Origin of the sequence: Sorangium sp. So ce119 (assembly GCF_051524405.1) — a bacterium.
Taxonomy (GTDB): domain Bacteria; phylum Myxococcota_A; class Polyangia; order Polyangiales; family Polyangiaceae; genus Sorangium; species Sorangium cellulosum_G.
On sequence record NZ_CP150310.1, the window covers coordinates 11,671,830 to 11,692,103 of the forward strand.

Genomic DNA, 20,274 nt, shown 5'->3' on the forward strand with positions numbered 1-20,274 from the left:
GGCCTCGTCAGTTGAGGAGCTGCCGGCGCTTGGCCGCGGTGATCGGCTTGCGCCCGGCGTAGCCGGACTCGAGCGCGTGGTAGTGCTCGACCGCCGGCTCGCCGTAGCGCCAGCAGAGCCAGACGAGGGCGCCGTCGAGGCGCCCGTAGAAATCGCAGAGCCCGATCCGCTGGTCCTTCACGACCACCCCGAGCTCCTCGACGTCGCGCCACCCGGCCTCGTAGGCGGCGATCTTCTCGGACAGCTCGCGCTCCTGGGCCCGCGCCTGCTCGCTGCCGCTGCGCGCCAGCTCGACGAGCTGCTCGGGCGTCGTCACCGGGCTCGGCACGGCGTCCACGAGCTCGCGCCAGCAGCGCTCGATCTCGCCCGCCAGGGCGAGCTGCCGGCCGATCTGCGACGAGAGCTGCGGGACGAGGGCGTTCGCCTCTTCGATCGTCCAGATGCGAGGAGCGCTCACGGGAGCTCACCTGAAGGGCGGCGCGACGACCCGGTCATGCACGGCCGGTAAGCGGAGGAGGGGGCGGTGTCAAGGGCCTCTCCGGACGCCACCCTCGTTGCGCGGCGCCGGCGCGCGCTCGTCGGCGGGGCGCGCGGGGCGCGCCGGCCACGTCGGCTGGTTGCAGTGGTTGCAAACGCCGTTCCGCCGGCGATAAGCTCGCGCCGCGACCGTGGTAGATTGCGAGGCCGCCGCATGCGACTCCGGAGGTTGTCGGGCATCAAGCTGTCGAATCTGCTCCTTGGCGGCTGGAGCGGCCTGGTCCTCCTCTATCTGTATCTCCCGATCGTGCTCCTGGTCGCTTACTCGTTCAACGACTCGCGGATGAGCGTCGTGTGGGAGGGGTTCACCTTCAAGTGGTATCGGCAGCTCTTCGGCGAGCTCGTCGCGCACCTCGGCGACGAGCGCCGGTCGCCGCTCATCGAGTCGCTGAGCAACAGCGTCATCATCGCCGGCGTCACCACGGCGTTCTCGGTCGCGCTCGGCACGGCGGGCGCCTTCCTGCTCTACCGGTACAGGTTCCCCGCGCTCCGGTCGATCACGACGCTGATCTTCATTCCCATGATCATCCCGGAGATCATCATGGGGATCAGCCTGCTCATCTTCTTCAAGACGGTGGAGGTCGAGCTCGGCTTCACGACGGTGATCATCTCGCACATCACCTTCTGCTTCCCGTTCGTGCTGATCGCCGTCCAGGCGCGGCTCGCGGGGCTCGACCCGTCGCTCGAGGAGGCCGCCCTGGATCTCGGGGCGACGCCGCTCAAGGCGTTCTTCCTGGTCATGGTGCCTTATCTTCTGCCCGCGATCATCTCCGGGGCGCTGATGTCGTTCACGCTGTCGATGGACGAGCTCATCGTCACCTATTTCACGCGCGGGCCCAAGTCCGAGACCCTGCCGATCAAGGTGTTCGGCATGGCGAAGGTCGGTCTGAACCCGATGCTGAACACGATCTCGACCGTGTTCATCGTCGCGACCGCGATGCTGGTGGTGGTCGCCGAGTCGCTGAAGGGCACCGCGAGGCGGCTCCCGGACGAGGGCTGAAGGCGAGCGCGGCGCGGGCACGCCTGCGCCGGCAAGACAAGGAGCAAGGCCAATGAAACGCATCTCAGCGCTCTTGATACTGATGGTCGTCCCCCTCATGGCCCTCCTCGGCTGTGGCAAGAAGGAGAGCCCGGCGCCGCAGGCGGCCGCCTCGGGCAGCGGGCCGGCGGCCGAGCCGAAGGCGGGGGGCGAGCTCAACCTCTTCGGGTGGTCCGAGTACATCCCGCAGGAGGTCCTGGACGGCTTCACCAAGGAGACGAGGATCAAGGTCAATTACGAGACCTACGCCTCGAACGAGGAGATGATGTCGAAGCTCCTCGCGGGGAGCACCCGGTACGACCTCATCCAGCCGTCGGAGTACGCGGTCGAGGCGCTGATCAAGCAGAACAAGCTCCAGCCGCTCGATCACGCGCGCATCCCGAACCTGAAGAACATCGCGCCGACGTTCAGGAACCAGGCGCACGACCCGGAGCTCAAGTACACCGTCCCCTACATGGGCACGACGGTCGGCATCGTCGTCAACACCGAGAAGGTGAAGGAGCCCATCAAGGGCTTCAAGGACGTGTTCCAGCCGAAGTACAAGGGGCGCATCGTGGCCTTGAACGACGCGCGCGAGATCGTCGCCTGGGTGATGGTCACGATGGGCCTCGACGCCAACGACGTGACGCCGGAGAACCTCGCGAAGATCAAGCCGACGCTCGCGGAGTGGATCAAGCTCGTGAAGGTGTTCGACTCCGACAGCCCGAAGACGGCGCTGCTCAACGGCGACGTCGACATCGGCGTCGTCTGGAGCGGGGAGGCGGCCCTGCTCTACCAGGAGGACAAGAACAAGTTCCAGTTCGTCCTGCCGGCCGAGGGGACGCACAAGGCGATCGACAGCCTGGCGGTCCCGACCAACGCCGAGAACAAGATCGGCGCGGAGATGTTCATGAACTACATCCTCCGTCCCGAGGTCAGCAAGCTCATCTCGGACAAGTTCCCCTACACGAACCCGAACACCGAGGCGCGCAAGCTGCTCACGCCGGAGCAGCTCGCGAACCCGGCGAGCTACCCGCCCCTCGCCGGCATGGAGACCTTCCACGACATCGGCAAGGCGGCGGCGGACGTGGACAAGCTGGTGACGGACCTCAAGGCGTCGCAGTGATCGGCGGGGCGTCATGAACACGGCCACGGGGCAGGTCGTCGAGTTCCAGGGCGCCCGGCGGAGGCCGGGCGTCCGCGGGTGGCTGCTGCTCGCCCCGCTCCTCCTGTGGCTGCTCGCCTTCGTCGTGGCGCCCACCGCGATCATGCTCGTCTACAGCTTCTGCGAGCGGGACGAGCTCGGGCAGGTGGTCTTCCGCCTCTCGCTCTCGAGCTACGCGCGCGTGCTCGACGCGACCTACCTGAAGATCCTGCTCAACTCGATCCGCTACGCCGCGATCACCACGGCGATCTGCCTCGTGGCAGGCTATCCGGTGGCGTACTTCATCGGCCGGGCGCGCGAGGGGATCCGGAACAAGCTGCTCATGCTGGTCATGGTGCCCTTCTGGACCAGCTTCCTCATCCGGACGTATGCCTGGATGTCCATCCTCAAATCGGAGGGGCTCCTCAACGGGATCCTCCTCTATTTGCGGATCATCTCGGCGCCGCTCGACATCATGTACACGCCGGCGGCGGTGGTCATCGGGCTCGTCTACTCGTACTTGCCGTTCATGATCCTGCCCATCTACGGGAGCGTCGAGAAGCTGGACAACGCGCTCATCGAGGCGGCGTTCGACCTCGGCGCGAGGCCGGTGTCCGCCTTCTCCCACGTCATCGTCCCGCTCACCCGCCCGGGGATCCTGGCGGGGGTCCTCCTCGTGTTCATCCCGGCGCTCGGGATGTTCGCGATCACCGACCTCATGGGCGGGGCGCGCGTGCCGATGATCGGCAACGTGATCCAGAACCAGTTCGGGCAGGCGCGCGACTGGCCGTTCGGCGCCGCGCTCGGCATGACGCTCCTCCTCCTGTTCTCCGTGTTCTTCCTGCTCGGCCTGCGCAAGGAGCCGGAGCGCGGATGAGCTCCCGGTCTCCGAGGTGCTCCGAGGTAAATCGATGGGTGTGATGGTCGAGCTCCGCGCGGTCACCAAGCGATTCGGCAGCTTCCTCGCGGTGGACGAGGTGGATCTCCAGATCAGGGCAGGCGAGTTCATCACGCTGCTCGGCCCCTCGGGGTGCGGCAAGACGACGCTGCTCCGCATGATCTCGGGCTTCGAGACGCCGACGACCGGGGCCGTCTTGCTGGAGGGGAAGGACGTGACGCACGAGCCGCCCTACCGGCGCGACGTGAACCAGGTGTTCCAGAGCTACGCGCTGTTCCCGCACATGACCGTGCAGGACAACATCAGCTTCGGCCTGCGGATGAAGAAGGTGCCGAGGGCGGAGATGGACGAGCGGGTCCGCGCCGCGGTCGCGATGGTGTCGCTCGGGGGCATGGAGCAGCGCAAGCCGGCGCAGCTCTCCGGCGGCCAGCGGCAGCGGGTCGCGCTCGCGCGGGCCATCGTGTGCCGCCCGAAGGTGCTGCTCCTCGACGAGCCGCTGTCCGCGCTCGACGCGAAGCTCCGGCACGCGATGCAGGTGGAGCTCAAGGAGCTGCAGAAGAAGCTCGGGATCACGTTCGTGTTCGTGACCCACGACCAGGAAGAGGCGCTCACGATGAGCGACCGCATCGCCGTCATCAACAAGGGCCGGATCGAGCAGCTCGGCGACGCGTCGCAGATCTACCACCGCCCCAAGACGACGTTCGTCGCCAACTTCATCGGCCAGGCCAACATCCTCCGGGCGGCCGTCCTGTCGCGGAGCGGCGAGCGCGCGCGGGTCCGGCTCGAGGGGGGGATCGAGCTCCTCGTCAACGCCGAGCACCTCGCGCCCGGGGCGGACAGCGCGCTCATCTCGATCCGGCCGGAGAAGGTCGCGCTCCGCAAGGAGCGGCAAGCCGCCTTCGAGAACTGCTTCGAGGCGCACGTCGAGGACGAGCTGTTCAAGGGCGCGACCGACCAGCTCCGGCTCCGGACCGACTCCGGGCTCACGCTCACCGCCGTGGTGGCCAACGAGAGCTCCGGCCAGGCGGCGCTCCACGCCGGCGACAGGGTGTTCTGCCACCTCCACCCCGACGACATCGTCATCGTCCACGAGGCGTGAACCGCCGCGTCGTCCACGGGGCGGTCCTCGCGGCAGGGTCGCTGTGGCGATGGAGCGTCGTGAACCGCGGTTCTCAGCCGGCCTCGACAGCGTGGAGGTCGGCCTCGAAACCCGCGTACGATGGAGGGCATGCTGCTTGCCAATCGACCTCGCATGCACAGACGGTCGCTTGCGCTTGCGCTTCCTGCGGTCCTCCTCTCGTTCTCCGGCGCCGGTGACGCCCTCGCGGCGGGGGCGTTGCTGCCCGGCGCTGGACAGACGTCGGTCGAGCAGCGCGTCGCCGTCGCGGCGGGGCCGGAGCGCACGACGATCTGGACGAGCCTGCGGTTCCAGGGCGCGAGCGGGCCCGTGGCGCTCGTCGTGCCGGTGCCGCCGCTCGCGGCGCTCGACGTGAGCTCGGACGCGTGGCTCGAGGCGCTCGAGGCGGCGACCGCGCCGCGCGTGCTCCCGCCCGAGGGCGTCGTCCCGTACTGCCCCGGGGAGGAGGGCGCGCCGGCGCCGTTCGACATGACCGGGCGGCTCGCCCATGAGGCGACGCTGAAGCCGGTCGAGGTGACGGTGCTCGCCGACGTGGACGCTGTCGCGCAGTGGGCGGCGTCGGCCGGGCTCGCGCTCTCCCCCGAGACGGCCGCGCAGCTCGGCGCGTTGCAGGGGGTGCGGTTCGCGGCGGCCCGGTTCGACGCGCCCGGCGGGCCGGCGGTCACGAGGACGCTGCGCGTCGCGATGGGCGGCGGCGCGCCGCTCCTGCCGCTGTCGCTGACCAGGGCGGACGAGGGCGACGTGCTCGTGACCGCGTGGCTCCTCGGCGACGGCCGGGGCGCGCTGTCCGGCGCGGCGCCGGTGACGCTCCCGCCGGCCTCGCTGACCTGGGACGCGAGCGCGCAGCGCAGCGATTACGCGGAGATCCGCGCCGAGGTCCTCGGGCAGGCGCGCGACGGGGCGCTCGTCGAGCGCGCGGGCCACGACGCGCTGAGCCGCAGCATCGCGATCGGCAGCGACAGCGTCGACAGCGTTGTCGCGGCGTACTTCGCGCGCGCGGACGCGTACGGCGACCTCCCCGACGGGCCGAGGTCGTGCGCCGCGGTGGCCGCGGCCGCGCTGGCGTCGAGCCTCGCGGTCGCCGCGAGCTGCCCGCGCGCCGAGCACGGCGTGGTCGACGGCGCGGCCGACTGCGCGGAGTCGCCGCGGAGGGACGAGACGGATCCGGAGCTCCTGCGCTGCGGTCCGATCGCCGACGATCTCGCGGTCGGGCTCTCCGGTCTCGCGCCGTCGTCGGTGTGGCTCACCCGCGTCTCGATGCGGCTCGCGCCCGGCCAGTCCGGCGCCGACTGGCCGCTGATCTTCGGGGACGGCGCGTCGGTCTCGCCGGTCGTGCGGGCCGGCCGCATCCGCCTGGACGAGTGCTCCGGCGACGCCGGCGGCGGCGGCGCGGGCGCTGGCCCCGGCGGCTCGTCGGGGAGCGGGCCCGGGGGCCTGGGCGGCGGGCCGAGCGCCGGCGGATCGAGCGCGACCGGCGGGCCGTCGGGCGTGGACGACGACCCGTATTATTACGACGACGAGCCGGTCGCCGACGTGGGCTGCGGCTGCTCTGGCACCGCCGACACGGTCGTCGTCGACGACACCGACGAGCAGGGCGAGGACGTCTATTACGAAGACGAGTACGAGGACGACGGCTGCAGCGGGGACACGAGCGAGCCGGCGCCCGAGGACGAGTACTACGCGGAGGACGACGGCTGCAGCGGGGACACGAGCGAGCCGGCGCCCGAGGACGAGTATTACGCGGAGGACGACGGCTGCAGCGGGGATACGAGCGAGCCGGAGTCCGAGGACGAGTATTACGCGGAGGACGACGGCTGCAGCGGGGATACGAGCGAGCCGGACTCCGGGGACGAGTACTACGCGGAGGACGACGGCTGCAGCGGGGGCTCCGACGACTCCGCCGAGTCGGAGGACTGCTCGGTGGCGGGCGAGCGGCGCGCGAGCGCCCGGAAGAAGCGGGGGCCGAAGCTGTCGGTCATGGCGCTCGGCGCCTTCGCGCTGATCGCGCCGCTCCGGCGCGCGAGCCGGCCGCGGCGGGGCGAGCGGCGGTAGCGATCGAGGGCGAGCCGGCCCCGGAGGGGCTGTTCCCGTGCCATACTCCGGGAGAGGTCACGACGTGAACGCCCCCGCCCGCAAGCTCTCCTTCACCTACGCCGAGTACCTCGAGCAGGAGCGGGCGAGCCCGACCAAGCACGAGTTTCTCCACGGCGAGATCTTCGACATGGCGGGCGGCACGCCGGAGCACGCGCGGCTCGCGGCCCGGGTGACGGTGGCGCTCGGTGTGCAGCTCGGCCAGCGCCCCTGCGAGGTGTTCTCGTCCGACCTCCGCGTGCGCGTGCTCGAGACGGGCCTCGCCACCTACCCCGACGTCGCCGTCGTGTGCGGCCGGCTGATGCACGGCCCCGAGGACAAGGACGCCGTGATCAACCCGGTGGTGCTGGTCGAGGTGCTGTCGGACTCCACGGAGGGGTACGATCGCGGGGAGAAATTCGCCCATTACCGCCGCATCCCCTCGCTGAAGGAGTACGTCCTCGTCTCGCAGGCGCACCGGAGGATCGAGGTCTTCCGGCGCAACGAGGACGACTCGTGGACGCTGTACGAGGCCGGGCCGGGCGAGCGCGCGCGGCTCGCGTCGATCGACGGCGTGCTGGCCGTCGACGAGATCTACCGCGGCGCGCTCGAGACCTCCGCCGCGGGCTGAGCGGCCCGCCGCACCGAGCTCCCCTTGCGCGACGTCAGAATGCGAGGTTTTCGCGAGCGCGCGACCGTCGAGCGGGCGCTCGAGGTCCTGGAGCAGCGCATCCAGCGGATCGGCGACGAGCCGGTCCCGATCGCGGCGTCGGCCGGGCGGGTCGCGGCCGAGTTCGTGCTCGCCCGGGTGAGCGTGCCGCACTTCGCCCGCGCGGCCATGGACGGCTACGCGCTGGCCAGCGAGGCGATCGCCGGCGCGGCGCCCTCCGCGCCGGTCGATCTCGCGCTCGTGGGGGCGTCGTTCCCCGGGCGCCCTCACGCGGGCGCGATCCGCCCGGGCGAGGCCGTGCGGATCACGACCGGCGCGCCGGTGCCCGAGGGGGCCGACGCGGTGGTCATGGTCGAGCACGCCGAGGAGGCCGCGGGCAGCGGCGGGGCGGAGGTGGTGCGGGTGCGCCAGCCGGTGCCGCCTGGCAAGCACGTCGCGGCGATCGGCGAGGACGTCATGGCGGGCGAGGCGGTCGTGTCGGCCGGGCGCCGGCTGCGGCCGCAGGACGTCGGCGTGCTCGCCTCGACCGGCGTCGCCGAGGTGCGCGTGGTGCGCCGGCCGTCGGTGCGGATCCTGATCACCGGCGACGAGCTCCTTCCGCCCGGGAGCCTGCCGGGTGGGGCGTGCATCGTCGACTCGAACAGCCTGGTGCTGTCGGCGCTCGCGCGGCGCGACGGCGCCGGCGACGTCGCGGTCGAGTACGTCCCGGACCGGCGCGAGGCGGTGCGCGGCGCGCTGTCATCGTCCGGCGCGTCCGGCGCGGACGTGGTGCTGGTCTCCGGCGGCTCGTCGGTCGGCCCGGAGGACCACGCGCCGCTGGTGCTGGCGGAGCTCGGCGAGCTGGCGATCCACGGCGTGGCGATGCGCCCGGCCGGCCCCGCGGGGTTCGGCTTCCTGGACGGCGCACGCCCGGTGTTCCTGCTGCCGGGGAACCCGGTGTCGTGCCTCTGCGCCTACGAGTTCTTCGCCGGCCCCTCGATCCGCGCCCTCGGCGGCCTGCCGCGCGCGTGGCCCCACCGGCGGAGGCGGTGCGTGGTGGCGAGCAAGATCGCCTCCCAGGCGGGGCGCGTCGATTACGTGAGGGTGCGCGTCGACGGTGATCGGGTGTTTCCGATCGCGACGACCGGCGCGTCGATCCTGTCGTCGACGACGCGAGCGGACGGCGTGGTCATCGTGCCGGGCGACGAAGAGGCGGTGGGAGAGGGCGCCGTGGTCGAGGTCCTGCTCTACGACGCGTGAGGCGACGGAGGCGCGGCAACGGCGCGTCCGGGAGACGAGGGTCGTGATGCCGAGGGCTTCACCGTGAGCCGTGTCTCCGAGGTGCGGACGGCATCGTCAAGGATCTCCGCCTGGAGGCTGCCCTACCAGCAGGCCGAGGATGGGCAAGGACATGAGGATCGCGAAGGCGATCCACATCACCCAACGGATCCACCTTTGCTGCGGGTTGTTCACCCAGTGAACCAGGATCAATGACAGGAACAGGGACTGCAGGAGAACCTCTGGAAGACCGCGGAGGTGAACCGACAGCGGCAACACCGTGTAGACCATCCCCTCCACGGACCCCGGCGCTGGCCCGAACGTGCCGATGATGCCTACCACCACCAGGACGAGCCACATCGCCAGCCAGCCGCTCTTCTTCCCGAAGAACGGCTCGCGCAGCGCGTGGAAGACGACGCCGAACATGAGCCCCCTGACGGGCTGAAACAGCGGTCCCGCCATCACCCAGCGATCGCTCGTCGGCCGCATCATCAGGCTGAGGCTGGACTCTGCAAAGAGACGCGTGTAATCGAGGAGCGACGACGCCAGCAGCCCCATGACGATATACGTGACAGAATGGGTCACGATCGTCTTGGTCACGATGTCGAGAAGCGTCGGTCGTATCTGGCTCACAGGGCGTCTCCCCCGTCGGAATCGCGCGGCCACCGGATTGGCCTCGTCCGCGGGAGAGCAAGAACATGGCCATGGGGAGCTCCGGGCGAGGCGCGGACCCGGGCCAGGCCTGCGGCGCACGCCTTGCGCCGGGCGTGCAACCGGACGCGTCCGCGGGGTCGACCTGTGTGCGAAGCGTCTTCGAGCGGACGTGACGGCGAGGTCAACGGCAGGGCCACCGGCCGCCGTCGAGGTCGAGCGGCATCTCCATGCTGTTGAAGCCCCAGGCGTTCGCCTGCTCGCAGAAGAGCGACCGATCGGTCATGTGACCCGAGAAGGGATCGTCGTACTCCACCTCGAACACGGCCTTGCCGTTCGCCAGGAAGGTGTCGACGAGGATCTCACACTCGTCATACTCGAAGCACTGCTCGTTCAGCGTCCAGTCGAAGTGCGGCCACAGGTCCTCCGCCTGCTCGATGTCGCCCTTGAGCCCGACGGACATGCCCATCCCGTGGGCGAGATCCGCGATGAAGCGGTTGTAGGCGATCTGGTCTTCGTAGGTGAGGGGGAATCCCGAGTCATTGGCATAGCCGTCGACCTCGTCGGGCTCGATGGCGTCGAAGCCCTTGTCCTTGCAGACCTGGAACCGGGCCTCCATGATCGGCCCGAGGACGTCGATCTGCCGGATATCGAGCCAGAACGAGCCCTCCCAGTGATAATCCGGTTTGCCTTTGACCGAGTCCGGGAAATCGCCGGCGTCCGGCCGATAGTCCTCGAACGCGCCGACGTCGACGTAGCAGATGACCTTGGCGCCCCTCGCGTGCAGCGCGGCCACCGTCTCGGCCGTCGTGAACTCCCAGTCGATGTCGTAGACCGTGGGAGGCGGCGTGTCGATGGGCGCCCCGGTGGGGTCGACCAGGCCCATGTCCTTGGGATCGTTCAGATCCAGCGGGTGGTCGATCATCCAGTGCCACGACGTATCGAGCGCCGGGATCCAGACGCCAGGGGCCCCTCCGGCGGACGTCGATGAGGCGGACGTCGATGAGGCGGACGTCGATGAGGCGGACGTCGATGAGGCGGATGTCGACGGCGACGTGCTCGATGTGTCGGGCGAGTCTCGGCTCGTGCCCCCTGCTCCGCCCGGATCCGCGCCGGCGTCGCCGCATGCGACGTGCGCCACCGAGAGGACGGGGATCAACGATCTGAACACCGCGGGCCACGATCGATTCATGATGACGCTCCTCTTCGCGCGATCGAACCCCCGGCAGGCTACAGGCAAACCATGGTGGGTCAAGCTCTCGAGGACAGAGCTCCCGTCTGAAACCGTGGTCGTGAGCGACCAGGAACGATGTTTTCTCCGGAGAAGAGGGCGCCTGCAGGGTTGTTTGAAGTAGTGCAAAGCCGTCGCCGGGGCGGGGGCGCGTGAAACATTCCCGCATGACTGAGCGCTGCCATTGCGCGCGACGCCCACGGCCCGCGTTGCGCCGTGGTGCCCTCTGGAGATGCGGATCTCCTTCGGGGTCGTGCGTCTCGCGCTGCACTTGAGCGATGCGCGCTGCCTGCCCGCCGAGATGACCTCGGCGCGCCGCTCTCCCCCCTGTCCCGGCCGGACTCCCTCTTCTCCCGCCCCGATCGCCCCTGAGCGGGCACGCTCGGTGCTCGCCCCGAAGCGCGGTCTTGCCGGTGGCGAGGGCGTGCACTGCCGCGACCTCCGCGGCGGCAAGGGACACTCGCGCGGCGAGGCCCGGCGCGCTCCTGCCCTGAGGAGCGGTATTCATGAACCCCGACGCGTTCGTCAAGCGCGGATTCCCATATATCCTGGGAGGGATGGTCGCGGTCTCCGCGTATTTTCAGGCCTCCGGCCTGTCTCATCTCATCGCCTACCAGATCGCGCGGGACAGCGTCCCTGCCGCCCCTCGGGCGACGGCGCCCGCGGGGCCGCCGCCCTCCGGCGATCCCCCGCCGAGCGCGGCGCCGATCCTGGAGCGCAATCCGTTCGACTCGGTCACAGGCCCCCTCAGACCCCCGCCGGGCCCGGCGCCGGCGGGACAGGCGGACCTCTCCCACCTCGACCCGTACCTCGCGCCCCCGTGCGACAAGGGACGCGTCGTGCTGATCGCCATGTCGGAGGACCCGGAGTGGTCGTTCGCGGCCATCAAGGCCGAAGGCGGGCGCACAGCGCTCGGGCGGCGCGGCGGGGAGGTCGCCGGACGGAAGGTGGAGGACATCGCCTGGGACCGGGTGTGGCTCACCTCGGGGGGCGCGCGCTGCCAGATGGAGCTCGGCAAGAAGAGCAGCGAGGAGGACAAGGCCGATTCGAAGCCGACGTCGGATGCCTCCGAGCCGCCCCGGGCGACCCCGCCCCGCCGGTCCGGCAAGAGCAGCGTCCCGCCGGAGATCGCGGCGAGCATCAAGCGGGTCAGCGACCTGGAGATCGACATCGACCGCTCGGCCGCGGAGAAGATCTTCGATAATCCCGAGCTGGTGACGAACACCTCGTCGGCGGTCCCGGAGATGCGAGGCGACCAGGTGGTCGGGCTGAAGATGGCGGTCAAGCCAGGCTCGGTGCTCGAGTCGCTCGGCATCCAGAGCGGCGATCTCGTGAAGTCGGTCAACAGCATCGATCTGACCGACCCGCAAAAGGCCATGATGGCCTATTCGCGCATGCGCTCCGACAAGAGCCTGTCCTTCGTGGTCGAGCGCGACGGCCGCCCGGTGAGGCTCCGGGTCAACGTCCGCTGACGCCCGCGGCGGCCACCTCCGCGGCCCCGCGGCGGCGCTCCATTCCGGATCTCCGCGCGCTCCATCCTGGAGCTCCGCCGCGCTCCATCCTGGATCTCCTCCCGGCGGCGCGGCCTCGAACGCCTTCATTCACCGCCTCTCCCGCCTGGCCCGGTTCCTGCGAGGTCCGTCCTCGCGAGGTGGAGAGGCCATGACGCACATCGAGCAACGCAGGGTCATCTTGAGCGGCGAAGGCGGCGCGCCCGGCGGCGCCGCGGCGATCGTCCACGCCGGCGATCGCGCGGGCGGGGCGGCCGGCCGAGGGCGGTACGATCAAGGCTGGCGCGCCGGCAAGCCGGCCGAAGATCCGGAGAAGCTCAAGAGATGGGGCCGCATCAGCGCGAAGCCGAGCGAGTACCTCATTCACATGCGGCGCGGCCAGCTCAGGCCCACCTCCGGTCAGGGCGCCTCGTGCTTCAAGCTCCCGGGCGACAGCGTCGCGGTCGTGCCGACCACCGTCCAGAAGCTCCAGTTCACGGCCGACCAGGTCACCCTCGAGAAGGTCGGCGTCGAGGTCACGGGGCTCGCCGTCTACCGCATCGTCGAGCCGCTCATCGCGTTCCGCATGCTGAACTTCTCGTTCCCGGAGCGCGCGCAGGAGAAGCTCGAGGAGCTGCTCGTGGACATGTTCGCCGGCGCCGTCCGCCGGCTGGTCGCGAGCCTGTCCGTCGAGGAGTGCCTGACGCGGCGAAAGGAAGGGCTCGCCGGCGAGCTGATGCGCGAGATCGCCCCCGTCGTCTCCGGGCGCGGCAGCGCCGACGACGCCACCGACAAGGGGTGGGGCGTCCTCATCGACACGATCGAGATCCAGGACGTGCGCATCCTCTCGCCGGCGGTGTTCGGCAACCTGCAGGCGCACTACCGCCAGGAGCAGGAGCGCAAGGCCCGGGAGGCGTCGCTGCTCACCGAGCGCGCCGTCCGGCAGGGCGAGGCGGAGGCGCAGCGCGCGATCGAGCTGACGAAGCTCGCCGCCGAGGTCGAGCTGCGCACCCGCCGCCAGGAGACCAGCGAGAAGGCGCGGCTCGAGGAGCTCGCCTCCGAGGCGCGGCTCGAGGAGACGCGGCTCGCCCACGAGCAGCAGCGCGCGGCGCTCTCGGCGCGGGCCGAGATCGAGAAGACCGCGCTCGAGGCCGAGGCGGCGGCCGCGCGCCACGCGGCGAGGATGGCCGCGGGCGCCCACGAGATCGACCTGCTCCAGCAGCGCGCGGCGATCGCGAGCGCGCGCCGGCTCGTGGCCGAGGCGGAGCTCGCCGTCGCCGAGCTCGAGGCGCGCAAGGCGCGGCCCGCGCAGGAGCTCGAGCTCGACCGCGCGCGGGCGCTGCGCGAGATCGAGAACGCCGTGTCGCCCGAGATCATCCGGCTCACGGTCGCGCAGCAGATGCCCGCGCTCGCCGCCGCGTTCCAGCAGCGGATGGGCGAGGTGCACGTCACCGCCGTCGACGGCGCCAACCCGTTCGGCTACATCGCGGCGGCCGTGGAGGGGGTGATGGGGCTGGCCCGCGCGGCGGGGCTCGATGTGCCCGCGGCGCGCGCGCAGAAGGCGGAGCGCGCCGCGGAGGGCGGGCCCGGCGCTGGCCAGCGGTGAGGTCTGGCGCTGAGGTCGCGCGAACCGGGCGGGAGGCTAGGCGGGCCGGAGCAAGGCTGCTCTACTCGGCGCGCGAGACGCCCGATGGCCGCACCTTCCTTTCGCTCGAGACGATCGCCCGCCGCGCTGTCCCCCCCGCTCGCCGCCGCGCTGCTCCTCGGCGGCTGCGGCGCAGAGCCGGAGGAGACCGCGGCCGCGGCGCTGCGCCTGCGCTTCCCGGGCCACGCGGACGCCGTGCTGTCGGCGCAGGAGGCGTTCGCCCCGGCGGTGGACGGCTTCCGGCTGGCCGCGACAGCGCCGGGCGGGGCCTGGGCGCAGGCCGCGCGGCCGGCGGTGGTGCTGCCCCACGACGGGGGCGGCGCGATCCGGTTCCGCCTCGCGGACGGCCGCGAGATCCGGGTGCGGGAGCTCGGCGCCGCGGGCGAGGGCCTGCTCGCGGAGCGCGCGGTGAGCTACCGGCGCGCCGGCGGGACGTCGTTCTGGACGGCGACCGATCACGGCGTGGAGGAGTGGCTGCTGCTCGACGAAGGCGTCGCGCGCGGCGGCGACGTTGTGGCGGCGTGGGAGGTGGAGGGCGCGGCGCTGCGGCCGCGGGGCGCGGCGGTGGAGCTCCTCGACGAGGAGAGCGGGGCGCCTGTGCTGCGCGTGACGGCGCCCCGCGCGCACGCGGCCTCGGGGCGGCCTGTCGCCCCGGCGCTCCGGGTGCGCGGCGCGCGCATCGAGCTGTCGGTGGACGCGGGCGGCGAGGCGGCGCTCGTGGATCCCGCATGGGAGCCTGCCGGCCGCATGAACGTTGAAAACAGGAGTGGCCACAGCGCGACGCTGCTGTTGCCGAGCGGCAAGGTCCTGGTGGCGGGCGGCTTCAGCGGCTTCTTCGACTTCGCCAGCGCGGAGCTGTACGACCCGACGGACGACACCTGGAGCCTCGTGGCGCCCATGGGCGCAGGGCGCGTCTTTCACACAGCGACGCGGTTGAAGGACGGCCACGTCCTCGTGGTCGGGGGGCGGCTCCAGAGCAGCGCCATGACGCCCGTCGACGCCGTGGAGCTCTACGACCCCGCGACCAACACCTGGACGGGCAGAGCCCCCATGGCCGAGTCGCGGCGCGCTCACACGGCGACGCTGCTGCCGAACGGCAAGGTCCTGGTGGCGGGCGGAAGCAACGCGATCGGCCGCCTCTCCAGCGCGGAGCTGTACGACCCCGCGACCAACACCTGGGTGTCCGCGGCACCGATGCTCGTCGCTCGTGAACGCCACGTCGCGGCGCTCGTGCAGACGAGCGGCAAGGTCCTCGTGGCGGGAGGGGCCACGCCCAGCGCGGAGCTGTACGACCCGGACGCGGACACCTGGACGCTCACGGGTTCGATGACCGGAGGTGATGGGTACCCCCTGGCGCTGGCGGAGCTGCGCAACGGCGAGCTCCTGGCGGTGGGCGGGTCGGGAGCGGAGCGGTACGATCCGACGGCTGGCACCTGGTCCCCCACGAGCCGGATGATCGGGGACCGCGACGCGCTGAGCGCGACGACCTTGTATAACGGCAAGGTCCTGGTCGCAGGGCAGGTCTACGCTGCGGAGCCCGGGTCCAGCAGGAACGCGGAGCTCTACGATCCGGAGGCGGACACATGGACCCCCACGGCGCCCACGAATGTCGTCTACAGGGACGAGCACTCCGCGACACGGTTGCTGAACGGCGAGGTGCTGCTGGTCGGCTCTACGGTCTATCCGGAGCGGTACACGATCGTCGGCGCCGCGTGCGCGTCGGACGACGATTGCGGGCTCGTCGCCTGCGTCGACGGTGTCTGCTGCGAATCGCGCTGCTCCGAGCCCTGCCACACGTGCGCCATGCCCTCGTCCCTCGGCCGCTGTGTCCGCCAGCCGAAAGGCTGGGATGCTCGCGGTGAATGTGCCCGCGAGGGCTGTGATGGAGCGTGCGACGGGGTCGGCGCCTGCTCCGCCGTGCCCAGGGGCGGCGTGTGCGTCCCGGCGGAGTGCAGCGATGAGACGCACAGCATGACGCCTGTCCACTGCCCCGCCGATGGGGCGAGCTGCGCGGGCCCGAGCAGCGAGGCCAGGGAGGTCGTGGATTGCGCGCCCTACCAGTGCGATCAGGCCAGCGGCGCTTGCAAGGACAGGTGCGGCTCGCTGCGGGACTGCGCGCTGGGCCATGGTTGCGACTTCTCCGGCCATTGCGTGCTCCCTCCGTCCGAAGTGATCTCGGGTTGTCGCGTCGGGCCAGCCGTCGCGGCGGCGGGCGCCTCGAGGCGCGGCCTCGGCGCCGTGGCCCTCGCGCTCCTCGCCGTCGCGCAGCGGAGATCCTCGGCCTTCCGGAGGAAAGCCACACGACCGCGGGGCGACTCCTGATGTCCCCGCGCGGCTTCCTCCGGCGCGTCCTGCCGCGCTTCGCCCTTCTGCTCTCGGGCCCCGCGTGCCTCTCCGGCTGCAGCGCCGAGCCGGAGCCGCCTGCGTCAGCCGACACCCTGCGCCGCCGGTTCCCGGATCACTCTGCCGCCGTCCTCGAGGCGCGCGAGGCGTTCGTCGGCGACGCGGAGGGGTTTCATCTGGGCTCGGCAGAGGTGGGCGGGAGACCCTCGCGGCCTCGCGTGGTGCTCCCCCGGGAGGGCAGCGAGCCGATCCGGTTCCGCACGCCGGCAGGGGTCGAGGTGCGGGTGCGAGAGCAAGGCGTCGTGGGGGAGGGCACTCCGGTGGAGCAGGCCGTGGCCTACCGGCGGAGCGGGGGGACGTCGTTCTGGTCCGCGACCGATCACGGCGTGGAGGAGTGGCTGCTGCTCGACGAAGGCGTCGCGCGCGGCGGCGAGGTGGTGGCGACGTGGCAGGTGGAGGGCGCGACGCTTCGCGCGCGCGGCGAGGCGGTGGAGCTCGTCGAGCCGGGGAGGGGGGCGGCCGTGCTGCGCGTGTCGGCGCCGCGGGCCCATGCGCGCTCGGGGCGGCCTGTCGCCATGGCGCTGAGGGCGCGGGGATCGCGCATCGAGCTCTCGGTGGACGCCGGCGGCGAGGCGGTCCTCGTCGACCCGGTGTGGGTGCTGACCGCCGGAGCGATGAACGTCGCGCGGCGCGATCACACCGAGACGCTGTTGCCGAACGGCCTCGTCCTCGTGGCGGGCGGCTGGGACGTGCGCCCCGCAGCCGAGGTGACCCTCACGCTCGACAGCGCGGAGCTGTACGACCCGGCGGCCGACTCCTGGAGCTTCACGGGGAGCATGAAGCACGCGCGCGGCGGGCACACGGCGACGCTGCTCTCGACCGGCGAGATCCTCGTGGCGGGTGGCCAGCAGGCCCTCGTCCAGGATGTAGGCCCGATTTTCGAGACCGCGGAGCTGTATCACCCGGAGACCGGCACATGGACCGACGCGACGCCGATGCACGAAGCCCGCGTCGAGCACACGGCGACGGTGCTCTCGAGCGGCAAGGTCCTCGTGGCGGGCGGCGACGCGGGGGACATCGCTCCCAAGCACGCCGAGCTGTACGACCCCGAGGCCGATCGCTGGGACGTCATGGCGCCGATGAACTTCCGGCGCGACAGGCACGCGGCGACGCTGCTCTCGAGCGGCAAGGTCCTCGTGGCAGGCGGCCACAGCGTTGCCAGCGTGCACGCCAGCGCGGAGCTGTACGACCCCGACACCGACAGTTGGGAGGTCACGACCCCGATGCTTGACGCGCGCGACGATCCCACGATGACGTTGCTGCCGAACGGCGAGGTGCTGGTGGCGGGCGGCCACGATAGCGCTCTCACCCCGCTCGCGAGCGCGGAGCTGTACGATCCGGAGACCGGCGGCTGGACGCCCACGCGCCCGATGAACCGCGAGCGGCAGGGCCACACAGCGACGCTGCTACCCGACGGCCTGGTCCTCGTGGCGGGCGGATACGGCGGCGAGAGCACGTTCCAGAGCAGCGCCGAGCGGTACGACCCGGCGGTCAACACCTGGGCCCTCACGAACCCCATGCGCCACGCGCGCATGGGCCACACCGCCACGCTCCTGTCGAGCGGCGAGGTGCTGGTGGCAGGGGGAGGGAACGCTGACGCCGCGCTCGCGGAGGCCGAGCGGTTCGCCCTGGCCCGGGGCGAGGCGTGCACCGCTGCTTCTGCTTGCTTCTCCACCGACTTCTGCGTCGACGGGTTCTGCTGCGACGCGCCCTGTCCCTGCGGCACCTGCAGCGCCCAGGGGGCCGAAGGGTATTGCCGCGAGGCAGGCAGCCCGGCGAAGGCCGGCTCGATCTGCGCGCCGTCCAGGTGCGTCGACGACGATCACAGCGCCGAGCCGGCGCGGTGCACGCTGGCGTCCTCCGCCTGTCCAGCGCAGGTCGAGGTGGCCTGCATCGCCTATCGGTGCGATCCGCAGCGCGGCGCCTGCAGGCAGAGCTGCGCCTCGCTCGACGACTGCGCGGAGGGCTTCGTCTGCAACCTGCGAGGCCACTGCGTCCGGCCGCCCGAGCCGGCGGGCGCCGGCGGGTGCAGCGCCGCGCCGGCGCGCCCCGCGTCCTCGGCGGCGCTCGCTGCCGGCGCGGCGCTCCTCGCGCTCGCCGTCGCCCGCAGGCGGCGCCGCTCGGCGGCCACGGCGCTCGCCGCGCTCGCCGCGCTCGCCGTGGCGCCGACCGCGCTCGCCCAGCCGGCGGCTCCCCCTGCCGCGCCGCCTCCCGCGGCTCCCGCTGCCGCGCCGCCGCCCTCGGCATCGCCCACGCCGCCCGCAGCATCATCGCCCACGCCGCCCGTGGCATCCCCCACCACGCCGCCGCTCGACGCCGCCCTGCCGGCCGTCGATCCCCCGCCGCCCGCGGACCCCGTCGTGGAGGCGCGCGCCCGCTTCGAGCGCGGCCTCGATCTGTACCACCTGGGCGCCTGGGAGGCGGCGCTCGCCGAGTTCCTCGCCTCGCGGCAGGCCTATCCGACGTGGAGCGCCACCTCGAGCGCGGCGCTCTGCTTCCAGCGGCTCCGCCGCTACGACGAGGCGCTCGCCCTCTTCGAGACGCTGCTCCACGACTTCTCGCAGAAGCTGCCGCCGGACACCAGGAACGCCGCGCAGGAGACCGTCGTGCGGCTGCGCGGGCTCGTCGGCACCCTCGACGTCGTGGGCGCCGAGATCGGCGCCTCGGTCATGATCGACGGCCAGCGCCGCGGCGACTACCCGCTGCCCGCCCTGCTGCGCGTCGGCGCGGGCAGCCACGTGGTCCGCGTCTACAAGGAGGGCTTCGAGCCGTTCGAGGCCCGGGTCGACGTCGCCGGAGGGCAGGTCGTCCGCATCCTGTCCCGCCTTCAGAAGCTCGTCGAGTCGGGGCGCCTGCGCGTCACCGAGCAGAAGGGCATGGCGCTCGACGTGCTCGTCGACGGCTACACCGTCGGCAGGACGCCCTGGGAAGGGCCGCTCCCGCCCGGCCAGCACACCGTCGAGCTGCACGGCCCGGGGGCCCTCGGCACCATGCCGGCCTCCGTGGTCATCCAGCGGAAGCAGATGACGACCGTCGACCTTCACGCCGCAGAGCTGACCTCGACGCTCCGGATCGAGCCCACGCCGGTGTGCGCGAGCATCACCATCGACGGCGTGGCGCTCGGCAGCGGGATCTGGGAGGGGCGCCTGAGCCCCGGCTGGCATCGCGTCGAGGTAGCGGCCGGCGGGTTCGTCACCGGCCGGCGCGACGTGCGCCTCGCCCGCGACACGCGCGTCGTCGTCCCGATCGCGCTCGAGCGCGTCCAGCTCGGGACCCCGCCGGGGCGGTTCCTCGTCGAGCTCGTCGCGTCCCCGGCGTTCGTGTCGAGCCTCGGCGGCAGCGCCGCGGTCCGGTGCAGCGGGGCGTGCTCGCAGGGCATCGGCGCGGGCGGCGTCGGCGTGGTCCACGCGGGCTACGAGCTCTGGTCCGGCCTCGGCTTCGGCCTCACGACCGGCTACCTCCAGGTGCGCCAGGCCGTGACCGAGCGGCGCATGTCCGTGGAGATCCAGGACCGCCCGCCGGAGGCCTCCGGCACCGCCGACGACGCGCTGGCGCTCAGCGGCGTCCTGGCGGGCGGCTGGGCCGGCCTGTCGCTCGGCGATCGCCACCGGCTCTCGATGCGGCTCGGCGCCGGCGCCCTGCTCGGCGCGGTGAGCGACGAGCGCAGGGGCACCTTCACCTCGAGCAGCGGCCTCGAGTTCGACCTCGACCGGACGGTCGCGCGGGACTCCGCCAGCTTCCTCGCGCTGACGTCGGAGGTGCGCGCGGGCCTGCGGCTCGGCGACCACCTCGAGCTGACGGCCGGCCTCGCGGCGGTGGTCCTGGTCCGGCTGAAGGAGCCGGTGTGGGCGAACCCCCCGGAAGGTGTCTACGGCAGGGTCGACGCCGAGAGCGGGTTCTTCGCCCGCTTCGAGCAGGAGTCGCTCGTCGGCGAGGTGATGGTCGCGATCGCGCCCGGGATCGGGGCGCGCTACGCGTTCTGAGGCGCGCGCGACGGGCGATGCCGCCGGCAGGACCCGTCGCGCGCGAGCGCAAGAATCCAGCTGCGGAGCACGGATGTCGCTGGTTTCGGGTCGAGCTAGCATCAGGATTGAAGCCCCGCCTACAGCACCACTGGGGTAA

The 20,274-nt window shown here is 72.0% G+C and carries 14 protein-coding genes; 11 read left to right on the plus strand and 3 right to left on the minus strand.

Annotated elements, in window-relative coordinates; genetic code table 11:
- Positions 1 to 7: 7 nt before the first annotated feature.
- The gene (locus tag WME76_RS44105) at positions 8 to 457 is read right to left on the minus strand and encodes a DUF2203 domain-containing protein (RefSeq protein WP_437288098.1); all 450 of its coding nucleotides are present in this window, start codon (positions 455 to 457) and stop codon (positions 8 to 10) included.
- A gap of 234 nt (positions 458 to 691) precedes the next feature.
- Here WME76_RS44105 and WME76_RS44110 point away from each other — a divergent pair, with 234 nt between their 5' ends.
- The 7 genes from WME76_RS44110 to WME76_RS44140 all read left to right on the plus strand — a co-directional run bounded on the left by WME76_RS44110 (position 692) and on the right by WME76_RS44140 (position 8,714).
- Positions 692 to 1,537 (plus strand): ABC transporter permease, encoded by an 846-nt coding sequence (locus WME76_RS44110; RefSeq protein WP_437958140.1) that lies wholly within the window; start codon positions 692 to 694, stop codon positions 1,535 to 1,537.
- Between the two features lie 52 nt (positions 1,538 to 1,589).
- Complete coding sequence (locus WME76_RS44115; protein ID WP_433932496.1) at positions 1,590 to 2,681, plus strand: polyamine ABC transporter substrate-binding protein; 1,092 nt, start codon at positions 1,590 to 1,592, stop codon at positions 2,679 to 2,681.
- A 13-nt stretch (positions 2,682 to 2,694) separates the two neighbouring features.
- Positions 2,695 to 3,576: an ABC transporter permease gene (locus WME76_RS44120; protein ID WP_433932497.1), complete on the plus strand. Its 882-nt coding sequence runs from the start codon at positions 2,695 to 2,697 to the stop codon at positions 3,574 to 3,576.
- Positions 3,577 to 3,610: 34 nt separating this feature from the next.
- Entirely contained in the window at positions 3,611 to 4,696 is a 1,086-nt protein-coding gene (locus WME76_RS44125; RefSeq protein WP_437958141.1) for an ABC transporter ATP-binding protein, read from the plus strand.
- A 153-nt stretch (positions 4,697 to 4,849) separates the two neighbouring features.
- Entirely contained in the window at positions 4,850 to 6,787 is a 1,938-nt protein-coding gene (locus tag WME76_RS44130; RefSeq protein ID WP_437958142.1) for a DUF2330 domain-containing protein, read from the plus strand.
- A gap of 64 nt (positions 6,788 to 6,851) precedes the next feature.
- Positions 6,852 to 7,436, plus strand: a complete 585-nt coding sequence (locus tag WME76_RS44135) for a Uma2 family endonuclease (protein WP_437958143.1) — start codon at positions 6,852 to 6,854, stop codon at positions 7,434 to 7,436.
- Positions 7,437 to 7,475: 39 nt separating this feature from the next.
- The gene (locus tag WME76_RS44140) at positions 7,476 to 8,714 is read left to right on the plus strand and encodes a molybdopterin molybdotransferase MoeA (protein ID WP_437958144.1); all 1,239 of its coding nucleotides are present in this window, start codon (positions 7,476 to 7,478) and stop codon (positions 8,712 to 8,714) included.
- Between the two features lie 96 nt (positions 8,715 to 8,810).
- On the opposite strand, the gene WME76_RS44145 is transcribed toward WME76_RS44140, so the two are convergent.
- Complete coding sequence (locus WME76_RS44145) at positions 8,811 to 9,332, minus strand: hypothetical protein (RefSeq protein WP_437958145.1); 522 nt, start codon at positions 9,330 to 9,332, stop codon at positions 8,811 to 8,813.
- Between the two features lie 235 nt (positions 9,333 to 9,567).
- Positions 9,568 to 10,308, minus strand: a complete 741-nt coding sequence (locus WME76_RS44150) for an endo alpha-1,4 polygalactosaminidase (RefSeq protein ID WP_437958146.1) — start codon at positions 10,306 to 10,308, stop codon at positions 9,568 to 9,570.
- Between the two features lie 812 nt (positions 10,309 to 11,120).
- On the opposite strand from WME76_RS44150, the gene gspC reads away from it, so the two are divergent.
- The 4 genes from gspC to WME76_RS44170 all read left to right on the plus strand — a co-directional run bounded on the left by gspC (position 11,121) and on the right by WME76_RS44170 (position 20,135).
- On the plus strand, positions 11,121 to 12,086 hold the full coding sequence (gspC, locus tag WME76_RS44155) for a type II secretion system protein GspC (protein WP_437958147.1): 966 nt from the start codon (positions 11,121 to 11,123) through the stop codon (positions 12,084 to 12,086).
- A 190-nt stretch (positions 12,087 to 12,276) separates the two neighbouring features.
- Positions 12,277 to 13,710, plus strand: coding sequence for an SPFH domain-containing protein (locus tag WME76_RS44160; protein WP_437958148.1), 1,434 nt, complete (start codon positions 12,277 to 12,279; stop codon positions 13,708 to 13,710).
- Positions 13,711 to 13,794: 84 nt separating this feature from the next.
- A complete protein-coding gene (locus WME76_RS44165; protein WP_437958149.1) occupies positions 13,795 to 16,071 on the plus strand; it encodes a kelch repeat-containing protein in 2,277 nt (758 codons plus the stop codon).
- Positions 16,071 to 20,135: a kelch repeat-containing protein gene (locus tag WME76_RS44170; protein ID WP_437958150.1), complete on the plus strand. Its 4,065-nt coding sequence runs from the start codon at positions 16,071 to 16,073 to the stop codon at positions 20,133 to 20,135. Before WME76_RS44165 ends, WME76_RS44170 begins: the two co-directional genes overlap by 1 nt.
- Positions 20,136 to 20,274 lie beyond the last annotated feature (139 nt).